The following is a 15,565-nucleotide window of genomic DNA, read 5'->3' as shown; positions in this document are numbered from 1 at the left end:
TCTGAATCCTTCTGCTCAGATAACAAACGGCATGAAACCCGTTGTCCTGTTGTTTGGGGCGCTGATGACATTGAATGTCCATGCGACGAATGACTTAGTTTTGCAGATGGAGACATCATTAGGCCAGACCTATAATCCATTTCGTTACTACAACGGACAAACCGACGGTACGCAAATCATCCCCCATGAGCGTGATACCGTAGAGGGCGTCGACCTCCGTGCTGGCGTTGTTCTGCCACTGCTATCGGATGATACAAAACTGATTCTTACAGGCTCACTTGGTAAGCGACGTTACCTTGACGATAAAACCCTTGATCATTTTCAAGGGGGCGTTGATGCAGATGTCGAATGGGTTGCAAGTAAATTAGTCAATGGGAGAGTAGTTGCTGGCGAGGCGCAGCATTTATTCAACTATATTAATGGTGGACTGAGTCAAAAAGATATCGAGCACGATCGGAATGCGGGCGTCGATGTGAACTTCAAGATCACTGATAGTTGGTCGGTCATGCCCAAATTGTTCTATACGCAGCTGTACTATGATCTGCCCGTCAATCAACTCTACAACAATAAACAAAACGGCAAACAGCTTGGCTTACGCTACTTCTCGCCGACAGGTTCGAGTATTGAAGGTGGCATTAGGCTATCAACGACCAATTTCACTGATCGCAATCCCGCACAAATCGCCTTTTACGATATACCGTATGGTGATAGCAAATTAAAACCCGAATACGACACGCAGTACAAAGAAACCGAGTACTACTTTGATACCGAATGGAGCTATAGCGTCAAGACGACGACAAGCGCCCATATTGGCATGGTGAGGCGTCGTTATAGTACCTTCAATAATCTCGATACGAACCTCACGAACGCGATTGCGCGATTGACGTATCGATTTTCCCCGCAATTGCGCCTCGACATGCAGTTGTACGATCAGCCGTTTCCGATTGTGGATCCCAGCATTCTTTATGTCGTGAGCAAAGGCGCTCGGGTTGATACGTTGTGGTTATATTCGGATAAATTGCAGTTCAACGCGTCGGCTATTTTTCAGAATAGCTCTCAAGTCTATATCCCCGGTGTGCCGACAAATGTGGGTGCAGCACAGACGAGTCGCATGCGTCGTGCTGGGGTAGGGGCAAGTTATGAGATCGAACGTGGGTTTAGAATTTTTGCTGATAGTTATTTTGAAAAAGACCGCGGGGATGTGCCCAATTTAAATCTTGGCCAATCTGTCATTAAAGTCGGAATTCAATATACCTTTGAAAATCTTCCCGGTAGCGCGGCTCGGATGAATTTAGCGCGGTATCAAGACTACCTGAGCGCGTCTCCTGCGACCCCACGATAATGTCTATCTATAAAAGAATGAGTCGCCTGCTGGCGCGTCATACAGCACATCGATGGCTTCCCTTGAATAAGGGGAAGGGCGTGGTTAGTTTTTCTTTCGATGACGTACCAGCGAGTGCATGCCGAGAAGGTGCAGCGTTATTAGAGCGGTACGAGGCCAGAGGCACTTTTTATGTATGCGGTGGTTTGACGGATGGTGTCGAACAAAACCAGCCTTGCCACCAGGTGAGCGACCTGCAGAGGTTGGTGTCACGCGGCCATGAAGTAGGGTGCCACACTTTTTCGCATACGAATTGCGCAGAAGCTAACCTCCGCTTTCTCCGTGACGATTGGCGCAAGAATCAAGATTTCTTTACCGAACATAATGTCAAGAATAGCGGCTTTGCGTTTCCTTTCGGTGCTTATGATTTTCCGAGTAAGCTGGCTGCGGCGAGCTTATTTTCTTATAGCCGTATTACGGGTGGCGGTACTCATGTTGGAAGAGCCGACCTCAATGCCCTTCGCGCACAGTCTTTGTATGCTGGCGTGACATCCGATGAGACGATCTTGAATTTAATTCAGAACACGGCTGAAGAGGGTGGTTGGCTCATTTTTTATTCCCATGAAGTGTCTTCATCCACGGGACCTTGGGGCACGTCACCTACACAACTCGAATCTGCGCTTCGGATTGCACGACAGATGTCATGTGAAATTCTGCCAGTGCAAAGCGCGATTGACTATTTTCGGCAGCCGTAGATGGGTTGATGAGGGGATGGCTTTGTCTGTTGAAGTTGTCTGTTGAGATTGGTTGTTGAGTTCGACAATAAGTAGTCTAAATACGGCGTCCTTGCTGGAATTTAGGTTAAGATTTGAATCAGTTTTAGTTTCATTTTAATAAGAGGAACCATGAGTCAACAAAGCCAGTTTCGCCTGCTGACCGAGCGTCGATTTGCGCCATTTTTTTGGACGCAATTTTTAGGCGCTTTTAACGACAATGTGTTCAAAACAGCACTGTTGACGATATTAACCTTTGATGCGTTGCATTGGACGACATTAGATGTCGGCTTGTTAAATCAGCTCATTCCCGGTTTGTTTATCCTGCCTTTTGTATTGTTCTCCGCGACGTCTGGCCAGTTGGCAGATAAGTTTGAAAAAGGGGGCATGGCAAGAAAGGTGAAACTGCTTGAAATTGCCATTATGTGCCTTGCTGCTTATGGCTGGATGACACATAACGTGTGGGTATTGATCGCTGGGATTGCTGGTATGGGTATTCACTCAACCTTATTTGGTCCGGTGAAGTATGCTTATCTGCCGCAACATCTTTCAACCGATGAACTCATTGGTGGTAACGGTCTCATTGAAATGGGCACGTTTGTTGGGATTTTATTGGGCGAGATTTTGGGTGCGATGCTCGTTGTCCATGAGTCATGGGGTATTGAACTCGTGGCGTTCGGCACCATTGCCATTGCAGTGGTAGGGTATGTCACGAGCTTGCGGATACCGTACTCTCCTGCACCTGCGCCCGAACTCGTCATCAACAAAAATCCATTGAGCGAAACGATCCGTAACATCGCATTCAGCAAAAAGAATCGCCCTGTTTTTCTGTCTTTGCTCGGTAACTCCTGGTTTTGGTTTTACGGCGCGATTGTGCTGGCGCAGTTTCCTCTTTATGCAAAAAACTATTTGCATGGCGATCACACGGTGTTTGTCTTGTTACTGACGGTGTTTTCTTTCGGTATCGGAGCAGGATCGTTGTTATGTGAGAAGCTCTCTGGTCATAAGGTAGAAATCGGTCTTGTCCCTTTTGGCGCGATTGGTATGTCTGTCTTTGGATTTGAACTGTATTTGGCCAGTGAATCCTATGTCAATACGGGGGCAGTTGATCTTTGGCACTTTATTGAACAGACGGGTAGCGTCAGGATTTTGTTTGATATTGTCATGTTAGGCGTTTTTGGTGGTCTGTATGTTGTCCCACTGTTTGCCGTGATTCAGACGCGTTGTGATCCGCAGCATTTATCGCGCACCATTGCCGGTATGAATATTCTCAATGCGTTGTTTATGGTGGTGGCTTCACTGACGGCATCGGCAATGTTGGTGAGAGGGGTGACGATCCCTCAACTATTTATGGCAACTGCCATCTTGAATGCGATAGTTGCTGCGTATATTTTTAGTCTTGTACCAGAATTCTTGATGCGGTTTATTGCATGGATATTGATTCAGACCGTCTACAAAGTGAAGACGGTGAATGCAGCCGTGATTCCTGAACAGGGTGCCGGGGTGTTGGTCTGTAATCATGTTAGTTACATGGATGCGATCGTGATTATGGCGTGTAGTCCACGGCCGATTCGGTTTGTCATGGACCATCGGATTTTTAAGATTCCATTTTTATCTTGGATTTTCAGAACAGCGAAAGCGATTCCTATCGCACCAGCCAAAGAAGATCCATGGATTATGGAAAAAGCGTACGTTGATATTGCACAAGCGCTGCATGAGGGGGAGCTCTTGTGTATTTTCCCTGAGGGCAAGCTGACAAGCACAGGCGACATGAATGAGTTTAAAGGCGGTATCCGTAAAATACTTGATCGTTCTCCTGTTCCCGTTTATCCAATGGCGTTGCGGGGTTTATGGGGTAGTATTTTCTCGAGAGATAAAAGTAATCCTTTTGAGCGCGCATTCAGACGCTATCCATTTTCGAAACTAGAGCTTGTGGTTGGTGACGTCATGGCACCGGATTTGGTGACGCCATTGGTGCTACAAGAGAAAGTCAAAGAATTACGTGGCGAGTGGAAGTAGTCTTCAGTTCAGGTCATATCCATATGGGTTGATGGTATCTGAATAGAAATTCATCTCAGCGTGGCGCAAAGAAGATGAAAAAAAAGGCCGACTGTGAATCCAGTCGGCCTTTTCTTTGATAACGGAAGTTAATGCGCTCCGCCTGCGTCCACAGGTGCTGAGGATTTCTTCGGTTTCGTCAGCCAAACAAAGCCAATCAAACCTAAAAACATAAACGCTGCAAGATAAAAAATATCAGTGGCAGCCATCGTACTTGCTTGCACAGAGATCAAGCGATCAATCACAGCATAAGCGCCTGTTTCGGGGAGGCCTTGCTGTCCCAGCGACTGCACCGTCTGTACAAACACAGGGAAGCTGCTACCAGTGTTTTCAGTGATTTGTGCGTGGTGTAGTGTGCTTCGACTATCCCACAGCGTTGTCATGATGGATGCACCCATGCCGCCGCACATGATCCTGACGAAATTCGACAGACCTGATGCTGCTGGGATCTTCTCTGGTTTTAAGCCGGAGAGGATGATCGATGTCAATGGAATAAAGAACATGGACATCGCCGCCCCTTGAATCAAGGTAGGGATGAGCAAGCTGATCGTATCAACGTCCGTCGTGAACCTCGCCCGAAGAAAAAATACAACAGCAAACAAAATGAACGCCATCGAGGCTACTTTTCTGGCGTCGACTTTGGGTAAGGTTTTTCCAATGACTGGCGATAAAATAATGGCGAAGATACCTACGGGTGCCATGATTTTCCCAGCCTCTGTTGCTGTGTAAGACAATTGCGTTTGCAGCCACAACGGCATAATGACCAAGCTACCAAAGAACAACCCGTAACCGATGGAAATCGCTAACACACCCGCCGAGAAATTTCGGCCGCTAAACAACGTCAGGTCAACGACGGGATGTTCCTGTCCGCGCTCCCAGATGATGAAGTAGATCAGGCCCACAGCAGCAATGACGGTAAGGAGAATAATTTCACCAGAATTAAACCAATCTAATTCTTTGCCCTTATCGAGCATAATCTGCAATGCACCGACCCAGACAACTAACAAGAACAAACCAACTTTATCGATCGGAAGAATTCTGATCTGTGATTCGCGCGTCTTATACAGTGCCCATGTGGCATACGCCGTAAAGAGACCAACCGGAACGTTAATATAAAAAATCCACGGCCACGAATAGTTGTCTGAAATCCACCCGCCGAGTAATGGCCCCATGATGGGAGCGACAAGCGTCGTCATCCCCCAAAGCGCGAGCGCCATCGAACTTTTCGAAGGCTTGTAGCTACCTAGTAGCAAGGCCTGTGACAATGGAATCATCGGGCCAGCAACTGCCCCTTGCAAGATCCGCGCTGCGATGAGCATTTCGATGTTGGGTGCCATGCCGCACAACCAAGACGAAATCACAAAGAGCAGAATGGAGGTCATAAACAGACGCACCTGACCAAACTGCATTGTCAGCCAACCTGTCAGCGGTACCGAGATCGCGTTAGCAACCGCGAAAGACGTAATGACCCACGTCCCTTGTTGCGGTGACACGCCCAAGTTACCTGAAATCGCTGGAATCGACACGTTCGCGATCGATGAGTCCAGCACATTCATAAACGTCGCAAGCGAGAGTACTAAGGTACCCAATGCCAGCTTGCCTCCCTCAAGGGGAGGATGAGGTGCATGTGGTGTACTTGTTCCAGAGCTCATTACTTTGCCTTCATTGAGGCTGCTGCCGTTGCCAGATTAGCGTTGATGATCTGTGCGATACGCGCATCAGCATCTTTCGCCGCTTGTTCAAATACATTTGTTTGATAGACGGGTACTTCGCCTACTTTTGGTGTTGACGCGATAGGCGCACCTTGCTCTTGTGAGATGTTGACCTGAACTTGCATCGACACGCCAATACGCAGCGGATGTTGTGCTAATTCTTTTGGATCGAGCGAGATACGTACTGGAACGCGTTGAACAACCTTAATCCAGTTACCACTTGCATTTTGCGCAGGCAATAAAGAGAACGCTGAACCAGTACCAGCCGACATACCTAACACTTTGCCGTGGAATTCGACGTCGCTGCCGTACAAGTCAGAGTGCAATACAACGTCTTGTCCGATGCGCATATGCGCTAATTGGACTTCCTTAAAGTTGGCATCTACCCATAAAGAGTTGAGTGGCACGATAGAAAGCAGCGGAGTGCCTGGCGCAATACGTTGTCCTACTTGCACAGCGCGCTTTGCGATGTAGCCAGTTAATGGTGCAGGCAAACTCGTGCGGCTGTAAGCGAGCATTGCTTCGCGCAATTTTGCAGCGGCGCGCAAGACGTTTGGATGCTGGGTAACGTTTGTATTTTCTGTGAGCGCGTGGTTGGATGCTAATTGTTCACGCGCGGCGATCAATGCCGCTTCCGCAGTCTTGAGCGTGTTACGTGCGTGTTCCAATTCTTCGGAAGAAATAGCACCCGTGCTCAATAATTGCTGACGACGTGCCAGATCAGATTTGGCGCGTTCGACATCAGTACTACGTACATCAATATTTGCTTGCAGGCTTGCATTGTTGGCGAACAAGACTTTGACTTCACGCACTGTTTGCGCCAACTGTGCTTCTGCTTGGTCGAGCGCAACCTTCGCGTCGGTTTTATCCAAATCAACCAATGCTTTTCCTGCTTGCACCAAGTCGGTATCGTCTGCGTGGATAGCGACAACTGTGCCGGCGACTTGGGGTGTTACTTGAACGACGTTACCTGCTGCATAGGCATCATCGGTATGTTCATAGTGGCTTCCTACCAACGTCCACCATACGCCATAAGCAGCGATCCCGAGTACGAGCAGTGTCGTCACGATGATCAATAATCCGCGGCGCTTGTTGGAATCAGGCGCTGCCTCGACTGTGGTTGCAGGGGAAGTAGAGGTATTTTGTGTTTGTTGAGATGGAGCGTTCATTACGCTGCCTCCGGTTTGTTAGATACAGTGGTTACTGGGGTCATTGCGGAATTTTGTTGCTCAGCTTTGCTGTCATAGCCGCCGCCAAGCGCTTTAATCAGATTGACGTGGCTTTCAGCGCGACGGAAAGTGATGTCGATCGTTTGTTTTTGTTGGGTGAGTAATGCGCTCTCAGCCGCAAGCACAGGGAGCATGTTGGCCGTGCCCGCCTTTTGACGTTGCTGAGCCAATTGCAAATTGATTTTTGTTGCTTGCTCTGCTTTGGCTTGTTCAGTCAACTGAATGTCGCTGGATCGCATCGTTTGGATTTGATCAGCAACGTCACGCAAGGCATCCGTCAGGCTTTGATTGTAAGTGGCAACAGCCATGTCATAACCAGCCACCTTCGTTTTTAACTGGGCACGCAAACGACCGCCCTCGAAGACCGGCAAGTGGATTGATGGTCCGATACCTAGTATTCGGCTGCTACTTTGAAACAAATTATCCAGACCTGCGCCTCGTCCAATGTCAGAGAGACCAGCAAAGCCAACGATGTTAATGTTTGGATAGAATTGTTTTTTGGCGATATCGATATCACCTTGACTTGCTTCCACGCGCCAACGTGCTGCAACGATATCGGGGCGGCGGCTGAGCAACTCGAGTGGTAAGTTTGCTGGCAACTGGGTCTGAAGGTCAGGACGATACTGTGGTCGTGGTAGCTGAAGCCCCTGCGTTGGATCTTGTCCCATTAAAGCGGCAAGTTGGTTGCGCGTGAGTGCAATCGCTGATTCCCATGCTGAAATATCATTTTTCAGTGCAGAAATCTGAATCAAACCTTGTTGAATATCCGATTTTGTATCGAGGCCAGCTTTGACGCGTTGGGCAATCAATTCGTCAAATTTTTCCCGGACTGCCAACTGTTGTTTGCTCAAATCCAGCTGAGCGTATTGGCGGGCTAATTGTATCCAACTACGTGCGACCGCATTACTCAGCATCAGACGGGCGCTTTGTTGTTCGGCAGCGGCGACTTGCTCTTGTGAGAGAGCAGAGCGCATTTCTGCTTTATGCTTGCCCCAGAAGTCAACATCATAAGACGCACTGAGTGTCAGTTCGTTATCTGAATAGTAGTTGCCAGCGAGCGGTGGAGGGATTAAACCGTGTTCGGTGAATCGCTCATAGGTGTTCTCAAAGCCAGCGTTGACGGTCGGTAGCTTGTTAGCACCAACATAGTCACTCTGGGCGCGTGCAGCACTAATTCTGGCCGCAGCAACTTGCAGTGTTGGGCTGTTTGCTAACGCATAATCAATGGCGTCTTGCAGGTCTTGACCACCGATGGTTTTTGCCCATTGATTGTCTGGCCATTGACCATTCTGTTGGCCGTAAATGTCGAGATTCGCGGTCTGCGCGACAGCATTGAGCTTGGCATTGCTCTCAATGCCGTTGTAACTCACACAGCCGCTTAGCATTGCCAGCGCGGCAGTGGTCACAGCAAGGCTGAGAATACTGCGTGAAGTGAAATGAGGTGTATTTAGTGGCTTCATAGTGGACCATTCAACATTTAAATGTTGATTTTAAATTAATTGTCATAGCAACGATATTAGCGTGATTCAAATAATCCGCGGTTGGCAAGCAATTTTCTGAGTAAACACTTCAGAAAACCTATTTCTTCATTGGTAAAACCAGTAAAACCAATGTCCAATACTTCTTTGTAAATTGCTGGGAGTTGTCGTGCCAATGCGCTCCCTGCGGCGGTTAACTCGAGCTTATTCAAACGTTTATCATTTGGGTCGGTGATCCGTTGGATGAACCCTCTTGACTCTAGTTTGTCTAGTGTGCGCTTCATCGCGGCTGAGTCGATGAATAAATCACGCGACAACTCGGCCGCTGTATTGCATTTTCCAATCGATAGCATCATGAAGACGCTTCCCTGAGAATGCGTGATATCAAGTGATCGAAGAGACTCATCCACGCCGCGTGACAGCATTGTTCTTGCTCGGGCGAGCAGATAGCCTACGTTGTCTTCGACTTGGTTGACATCAAACTGTAAAGAGGGAATTTCGTCATTCATACATGCAATAAATCGTTGCCTAGGCAATAGTCTACCGCAACTAAATTTTTTTTGCAGGACGTAAAAAAAGGCACTGCATTGCAGCGCCTTGTGATGGGTGTTGTTGACTGGCGGAAACTTATAAGATCTCGCTTGCGTGATCCGCTAAGCGCGAGCGTTCACCTCGAGCTAACGTCACGTGCCCGCTATGCGCCCAGCCTTTGAAGCGGTCCACGACATACGTCAATCCACTGGAGCCTTCCGTCAAGTACGGTGTATCGATCTGCGCGATGTTACCTAAGCAGATGATTTTCGTTCCAGGACCAGCACGTGTCACCAAGGTTTTTACTTGTTTTGGTGTTAAGTTTTGCGCTTCATCGATAATCAGGAATTTATTCACAAACGTACGACCACGCATGAAGTTCAAGGATTTGATCTTGATCTTCGAGCGAATCAAATCCTGCGTAGCGGCGCGTCCCCAATCGCCGGCATCGTTATCTGATTTATTCAATACCTCGAGGTTGTCGTCAAAAGCCCCCATCCATGGTGACATTTTCTCTTCTTCGGTACCTGGTAAAAAGCCAATGTCTTCACCAACGGGAACGGTTACCCGTGTGACGATAATCTCGTTGTAGGTTTTCGTTTCCAGCACTTGTGCTAAGCCTGCGGCTAAGGCGAGTAATGTTTTGCCTGTACCTGCCTGACCGAGCAAGGTCACGAAATCGCATTCTGGATCCATCAACAGATTGAGTGCGAAATTCTGTTCGCGGTTACGTGATGTGATACCCCAGACACTATGCTTGATATGTCCGTAATCGCGTAAGGTTTGTAAAACGGCGGTTTTACCATTGATCTGTCGTACTTGACCATAAAAGGAGGCTTCTCCATTTTTAGGTTCTAAGTACACAAATTGATTCACCAGCAAGCTCGGAATGACTGGGCCCGTAATTCGGTAGAACGTGCTGCTGAGACCATTCTTATTTTCTTGCCAAGTCTCAATGCCTTTACCGTGCTTATTCCAGAAATCATCTGGTAATTGAACGATGCCGGAGTAGAGCAGATCGGAATCCTCGAGAACATGATCATTGAAATAGTCCTCGGCGGGTAAGCCCATCGCCCGTGCTTTAATGCGCATATTGATGTCTTTAGACACCAAGACGATAGGACGACCTGGGAATTCTTGTTCTAACGCCCGAACGACGCCCAAAATTTGGTTGTCTGCTTTACCTTGAGGTAGGCCGACTGGTAACGCGCCAATTTGCAATTTGGTTTGGAAATACAGGTGTCCACCGGCATCTTTGTTACCTAGTTTAGAAAGGGCAATACCTTTTTCGATATCTTGATGCGAAATATCACCCACTAAGGCATCAAGAGAGCGAGAGACTTGACGTGCGTTTCTCGCGACTTCGGACATCCCTTTTTTATGGTCGTCCAATTCTTCGAGCGTAATCATTGGCAGGTAAACGTCGTGCTCTTCGAAGCGGAAAAGCGACGTTGGATCGTGCATTAAGACGTTGGTATCGAGAACGAACAGCTTCGTGATGCCAGACTTATCTGCAGCGCGACTTGTCCCCGATTTATTGGGGTTGGAGACCAGCTTATTTTTTGCTGCTGCGACGATCGCTGTAGCGATCGGGGCTGTTACTGCAGGTGCAGATTTCTCCGCCGTGACGCGGGTGGTTTTCGCGACTTGTGCTGTCTCTGTGGAGACCGGTTTCTTACGTGAAGCACTCACTGCATTGTCAGCTTTTGTTTTTTCAGGCAATACAGCTTTGGTCGCCTTGGTGGGCTTCGCTTTTTCTGCTTTCGGATATTCTTTGGGTGAAAGCAATGCAGCGGGTTTTGTCGGCATTTTGGGCAATGGCATGAAAACCTCAATTAAAAAGTGAGAGCTAAAAAAATGAAAAGCCGCCAAGGCATTACCAGCAGTAAGCTGGCTTTGCCATTGGCGGCTTTATTCAATATAAATTCTGGCGAGTTCAATTAGGTTTGGGCGCTCACAAATTCAAGTACGTCATCAACGTGTCCTGGTACTTTGACGCCTCTCCATTCTTTCACTAATTTGCCTGTGGCGTCAATCACAAACGTGCTGCGTTCGACACCGCGCACCTTTTTTCCGTACATATTCTTCATTTTCATGACGTTAAACATGGTGCAGAGTGTCTCATCTGGGTCAGAAATGAGCTCGAAAGGCAATGCCAGCTTGTTCTTAAAGCCTTCATGAGAGCGAAGGCTATCGCGGCTTACGCCAAAGACGACGGTATTTTTCTCTAAAAATTGCGGGTGCAAGTCCCGAAAGGCGATGCTCTCTGTCGTGCAACCTGGTGTGTTGTCTTTAGGGTAAAAATAAATGACGATATTCTTGCCAGCGTATTCTTGTAGCTCAAACGCTTTGCCACCAGTCATGGTGGCGGTGAAGTCTGGTACTAAACAATTCAGCGCAGAAGGGGTATCAGCCACTGTGATCTCCTTAATAATTGTGGGAGAACTCGCTGCTCACCGTTTAGACCAGGGCGACGAGCTCTCCGGAACGTCCTGGTAAGCTTGCCCAGGACAGCGAATGTACAGGTAAATCGGTGTTTTGAATGGTGTCGTAATATGAAGCCATGGAGACGCAATGGTATCCTTGCTTACGCCAGCCAATCAGCAATTCTTCGAATATGGGGGCAAGTTTCTGCCCTTCAAGTTCTGCATGCAGAGTAAACACATGATCCCTAGGGTCTTTCGTTAAACTGAGGAGGTGATCGGCAATATTCGCGGTGGTAATCTCTTTACCGCTCAGTGTGCGACCTAATAACTCGTCTAACGTGGGAAGTGTGGTTGGCATTTGGATGCAGGTACGCACGTCCTCGCCGATTTTTAATCGATAAGGCCCATAACCGGGATTCGAAAGGCTTCCATCCTCATTGAGCATGGCACGACCATCAGAGGCGTATTTCATGCCAAATTGATCGAGCTGCTCAAATGCATATGGGTTCATCTGCCAGCCTGCGGCACCATGTGTTTTTGGAACGCTGCCAAAAATCTGTTTGAACTTGGCGTGAGCTTGGAGCATCTGGTGCTGGGTCCAGCGCGCATCTCGTTGACGTACGTTGTCTTGCCAGACCACGTGATCCCACGTATGGATTCCGCATTCGAAACCGGCGTCCTGAACTGCGCGCATTTCTGTCACACAGGAGCCGATATCTGGTGCAGGTAAAAGAACACCGTACATAAGCGTTTTCACGCCGTAATGTTCAACGACCGAGGTGCGGGAGACTTTTTGAAAAAAACCAGGACGGAAGGCGCGGCGTAATGCCCAGCCGGTGTGATCTTTACCAAGAGAAAAAAGGAAAGTAGCACCGGCCTCGTGTTGCTTTAAAAGGCGTACCAAGTTAGGTACGCCTTCTTTTGTGCCGCGAAAGGTATCGACATCAATCTTTAGTACGATAGAAGGCATGTATATGTAATCGTTGACGCTACCAATTAGTCCATCAATGCGCGAGCTTCAGCGACTTGTGAACGATACGCATCGAAAATATTGCGCATGGTATCTTTCATTGTCGTCACAGGCTTCCAGCCCAGCTCTTCACAGGTGTTTGTGATTTTTGGAACACGGTTCTGAACGTCTTGGTAGCCTTTGCCGTAGTACGCGGCCGATGTGGTTTCGGTCAGTTGTACTTTCTTAACGGATTCAGCGTACTCTGGGTATTCAGTGGCCAATTCCAGCATCATGTGTGCCAACTCACGGATGGAGTAGTTGTTGGTTGGATTACCAATGTTGTAAATTTTGCCAGAAGCAACACCATTTTTGTTATCGATAATGCGCATCAAAGCGTCGATACCATCGTCGATGTAAGTGAACGCACGTTTTTGTGCGCCGCCATCGACCAAGGAAATGTTCTCGCCACGAACGATATGACCAAAGAATTGCGTCACAACGCGTGAGCTGCCTTCTTTTGGTGTGTTGATGTTATCCAAACCTGCGCCGATCCAGTTGAACGGACGGAACAGTGTGAAATTCAAGCCTTCCATGCCATAGCCCCAGATCACGCGATCCATCAATTGTTTCGCGCAAGAATAGATCCAACGTGGTTTGTTGATTGGACCGCAGATCAGTTCAGATTCTTCTGGATCAAATTCGTCGTCGTGGCACATGCCGTAGACTTCAGAAGTTGATGGGAATACGAGGTGTTTTCCGTATTTTGCAGCAGAGCGAACGATAGGCAAGTTCGCTTCGAAATCGAGTTCGAAGACGCGCAAAGGTTGCTTGACATAAGTGGAAGGCGTGGCAATCGCGACCAGCGGCAGAATGACATCGCATTTTTTGATATGGTATTCAACCCATTCTTTATTGATGGTGATATCACCTTCAAAAAAGTGCATACGAGGATGGTTGATCATGTCGCCTAAACGCTCGGTTTGCATGTCCATACCGTAGACTTCCCAGTCAGTGGTTTCGAGAATGCGTTTGGACAAATGGTGACCGATAAAACCGTTCACGCCGAGAATGAGGACTTTTTTCATGGTGAGTTCTTCTTTAGTAAATGTGATTGCTGTACTGCGTTGACCTTGATGTTGCTGCTTTTATCAAGCATTGGATGTCAATTGCTGCAATTCTTTTGCTGTGACGATGTTGCCATCACAGCGTAATTCGATAATTCGCAATGCACGGCCATCGCCGCACACGCCCAAAATAGCATTATCCACTACATGTAAGCCTGTCGGCAAATTTGCTGCGGATAAATCTGATAAACGTGCTTTTTCAATAACAAAATGATGGCCAAATTGCTCAAAAAAAGCGCCGGGGTAGGGAGGCGCAACTGCACGATGCAAGTTGTAGACCTCGCTGGCACTCTTCGACCAGTCGACGCGTCCGTCTTCTGGCTTACGACCACCAAAATAACTTCCATTGGCTAGGTCGTTGGGTAACGGTAATGCGGTGCCATTAATCAGTGATGGCAGAGCTTGCCACAAGGTTTGTTCAGCAGCAACTGTCAATTTACCAAAAACCTCAAAGGCGGTGTCGTCAGGCAAAATAGGAACAGCGGTTTGACCAATGATAGCGCCTGCGTCTGGCTTTGCCGCCATCTCATGGAGGGTTGCACCGGTTTCTGTTTCCCCATGCAACACAGCCCAATTGACTGGAACGCGACCCCGGTATTTGGGAAGTAGCGATCCATGCACGTTGTAGGCACCACGCTTGGCCAATGCGAGCATGTCAACTGGAAGCATGTGGCGATAGTAGAAGCTAAAAATAAATTCCGGTGCGATGGCTGCGATCCTCGCTGCGAGTTCTGGCGTGGCAGGATTGCTCGGGCTGATGCTTTCGATCCCGTGTTCTTTGCACAAGGCAGCGACAGATTCAAACCAAATGGTTTCCGCCGGATTATCTTCATGGGTAACCACTAATTTGATGTCGATACCACGAGCGAGCAGTGTCTTGATGCATCGTACACCTACGTTATGGTAGGCGAATACGACAGCGGTTGCGGTGGGCTGATTCATGCGTGGTTCTTTTGTAGTCATAGCGGTGTTGATCTTGGCTTCTGCTTAGTGATTACTCGGCTGGTCGTTGCCTATGTCTTGTAAAATTGTTTGCACGACATAGCGAGGACGTCCGCGAACTTGTTGATAAATACGACCCACGTACTCACCAAGCAACCCAATACCAAACAAAATCACGCCCATCATAAAGAAGGCAATCGCAAACAGCGTGAACAGACCTTCTGCCTCTGCGCCGAAAATGAAGCGTCGAATCAGCAATAAGCTCACCAGTCCGCCAGACAATGCAGACAAAATCATCCCTAACATGGAGAACCACTGTAATGGCATGATGGAAAAGCCGGTCATTAAATCAAAATTAAGACGAATCAGGCTGTAGATGGAATATTTTGATTCCCCAGCGGATCGCTCTTCATGTTCAACCGTGATTTCAGTCGGATTACGCGAAAATGTATAAGCAAGGGCAGGGACGAACGTGTTAACTTCACTGCACTGATTCATCAAGTTGATGACGTTACGGCCATAAGCACGCAACATGTTACCTTGGTCTGTGATCTTAATCCGTGTGATTTTTTCGCGGAAACGATTCATCGCTTTAGAGGCATACGTGCGCCATGCGCTGTCTTGGCGTTTGCGGCGAATAGAACCAACGTAATCGTATCCTTCACGCATTTTATCGACCAAGGCACCAATTTCTTCTGGAGGATTCTGCAGATCGGCATCCAGCGTGACCACGATATCGCCGCGAGTCGCCTCAAATCCCGCCAAAATCGCCATATGCTGGCCATAGTTGCCGTTGAACAAGACGACACGTGTCACGTCGGGACGTAAACGGAACTGATCAGACAAAATCAGTGCCGTGTTGTCACGACTTCCGTCGTTCACAAAAACAATTTCATAACTGACGCCACGGGCTGCCAGCGTGTCTAGTGCTGGATACAGCCTCGCAAAAAGCTTTGCCAGGCCAGCTTCTTCATTGTAGACAGGGATGACGACGGAGAGTTCGGGTTTCATTATTTATA

The 15,565-nt window shown here is 48.1% G+C and carries 13 protein-coding genes; 3 read left to right on the top strand and 10 right to left on the bottom strand.

All coding sequences use genetic code 11. The features are described from left to right. The first annotated feature begins 31 nt into the window (after positions 1-31). From ACO0K2_RS10250 to ACO0K2_RS10240, 3 genes are all read left to right on the top strand, one after another. Positions 32-1,342: a hypothetical protein gene (locus ACO0K2_RS10250; RefSeq protein WP_423018352.1), complete on the top strand. Its 1,311-nt coding sequence runs from the start codon at positions 32-34 to the stop codon at positions 1,340-1,342. After that, a complete protein-coding gene (locus tag ACO0K2_RS10245) occupies positions 1,342-2,076 on the top strand; it encodes a polysaccharide deacetylase family protein (RefSeq protein ID WP_423018350.1) in 735 nt (244 codons plus the stop codon). The genes ACO0K2_RS10250 and ACO0K2_RS10245 overlap by 1 nt, the downstream gene beginning before the upstream one ends. 150 nt (positions 2,077-2,226) lie before the next feature. Further along, positions 2,227-4,113: an MFS transporter gene (locus ACO0K2_RS10240; RefSeq protein ID WP_423018348.1), complete on the top strand. Its 1,887-nt coding sequence runs from the start codon at positions 2,227-2,229 to the stop codon at positions 4,111-4,113. A 128-nt stretch (positions 4,114-4,241) separates the two neighbouring features. Here ACO0K2_RS10240 and ACO0K2_RS10235 read toward each other — a convergent pair whose 3' ends face one another. From ACO0K2_RS10235 to ACO0K2_RS10190, 10 genes are all read right to left on the bottom strand, one after another. Further along, positions 4,242-5,804 carry a DHA2 family efflux MFS transporter permease subunit gene (locus tag ACO0K2_RS10235; protein WP_423018346.1) on the bottom strand — a complete coding sequence of 521 codons (1,563 nt, stop codon included), beginning with the start codon at positions 5,802-5,804 and terminating at the stop codon, positions 4,242-4,244. Further along, positions 5,804-7,033, bottom strand: coding sequence for an efflux RND transporter periplasmic adaptor subunit (locus tag ACO0K2_RS10230; protein ID WP_423018344.1), 1,230 nt, complete (start codon positions 7,031-7,033; stop codon positions 5,804-5,806). Before ACO0K2_RS10230 ends, ACO0K2_RS10235 begins: the two co-directional genes overlap by 1 nt. Continuing rightward, the gene (locus ACO0K2_RS10225) at positions 7,033-8,553 is read right to left on the bottom strand and encodes an efflux transporter outer membrane subunit (RefSeq protein ID WP_423018342.1); all 1,521 of its coding nucleotides are present in this window, start codon (positions 8,551-8,553) and stop codon (positions 7,033-7,035) included. Before ACO0K2_RS10225 ends, ACO0K2_RS10230 begins: the two co-directional genes overlap by 1 nt. Before the next feature lie 56 nt (positions 8,554-8,609). Then, positions 8,610-9,080: a MarR family winged helix-turn-helix transcriptional regulator gene (locus ACO0K2_RS10220; RefSeq protein WP_423018340.1), complete on the bottom strand. Its 471-nt coding sequence runs from the start codon at positions 9,078-9,080 to the stop codon at positions 8,610-8,612. A gap of 118 nt (positions 9,081-9,198) precedes the next feature. Beyond that, positions 9,199-10,926, bottom strand: a complete 1,728-nt coding sequence (locus ACO0K2_RS10215; protein WP_423018338.1) for a PhoH family protein — start codon at positions 10,924-10,926, stop codon at positions 9,199-9,201. A gap of 116 nt (positions 10,927-11,042) precedes the next feature. Continuing rightward, positions 11,043-11,519 carry a peroxiredoxin gene (locus ACO0K2_RS10210; protein WP_423018336.1) on the bottom strand — a complete coding sequence of 159 codons (477 nt, stop codon included), beginning with the start codon at positions 11,517-11,519 and terminating at the stop codon, positions 11,043-11,045. Between the two features lie 43 nt (positions 11,520-11,562). After that, a complete protein-coding gene (locus tag ACO0K2_RS10205) occupies positions 11,563-12,498 on the bottom strand; it encodes a polysaccharide deacetylase family protein (RefSeq protein WP_423018334.1) in 936 nt (311 codons plus the stop codon). Positions 12,499-12,524: 26 nt separating this feature from the next. Further along, the gene (locus tag ACO0K2_RS10200; protein WP_423018332.1) at positions 12,525-13,565 is read right to left on the bottom strand and encodes a bifunctional UDP-4-keto-pentose/UDP-xylose synthase; all 1,041 of its coding nucleotides are present in this window, start codon (positions 13,563-13,565) and stop codon (positions 12,525-12,527) included. A 63-nt stretch (positions 13,566-13,628) separates the two neighbouring features. Then, entirely contained in the window at positions 13,629-14,546 is a 918-nt protein-coding gene (locus ACO0K2_RS10195; protein ID WP_423018330.1) for a formyltransferase, read from the bottom strand. A gap of 45 nt (positions 14,547-14,591) precedes the next feature. Further along, entirely contained in the window at positions 14,592-15,557 is a 966-nt protein-coding gene (locus ACO0K2_RS10190) for a glycosyltransferase (RefSeq protein ID WP_423018328.1), read from the bottom strand. Positions 15,558-15,565 lie beyond the last annotated feature (8 nt).

It is taken from the genome of Undibacterium sp. MH2W, assembly GCF_049340215.1.
Classification (GTDB): Bacteria; Pseudomonadota; Gammaproteobacteria; order Burkholderiales; family Burkholderiaceae_D; genus Undibacterium.
Note: the sequence above shows the minus strand (reverse complement) of the source record. Positions and strands in the feature narration are given on the sequence as shown.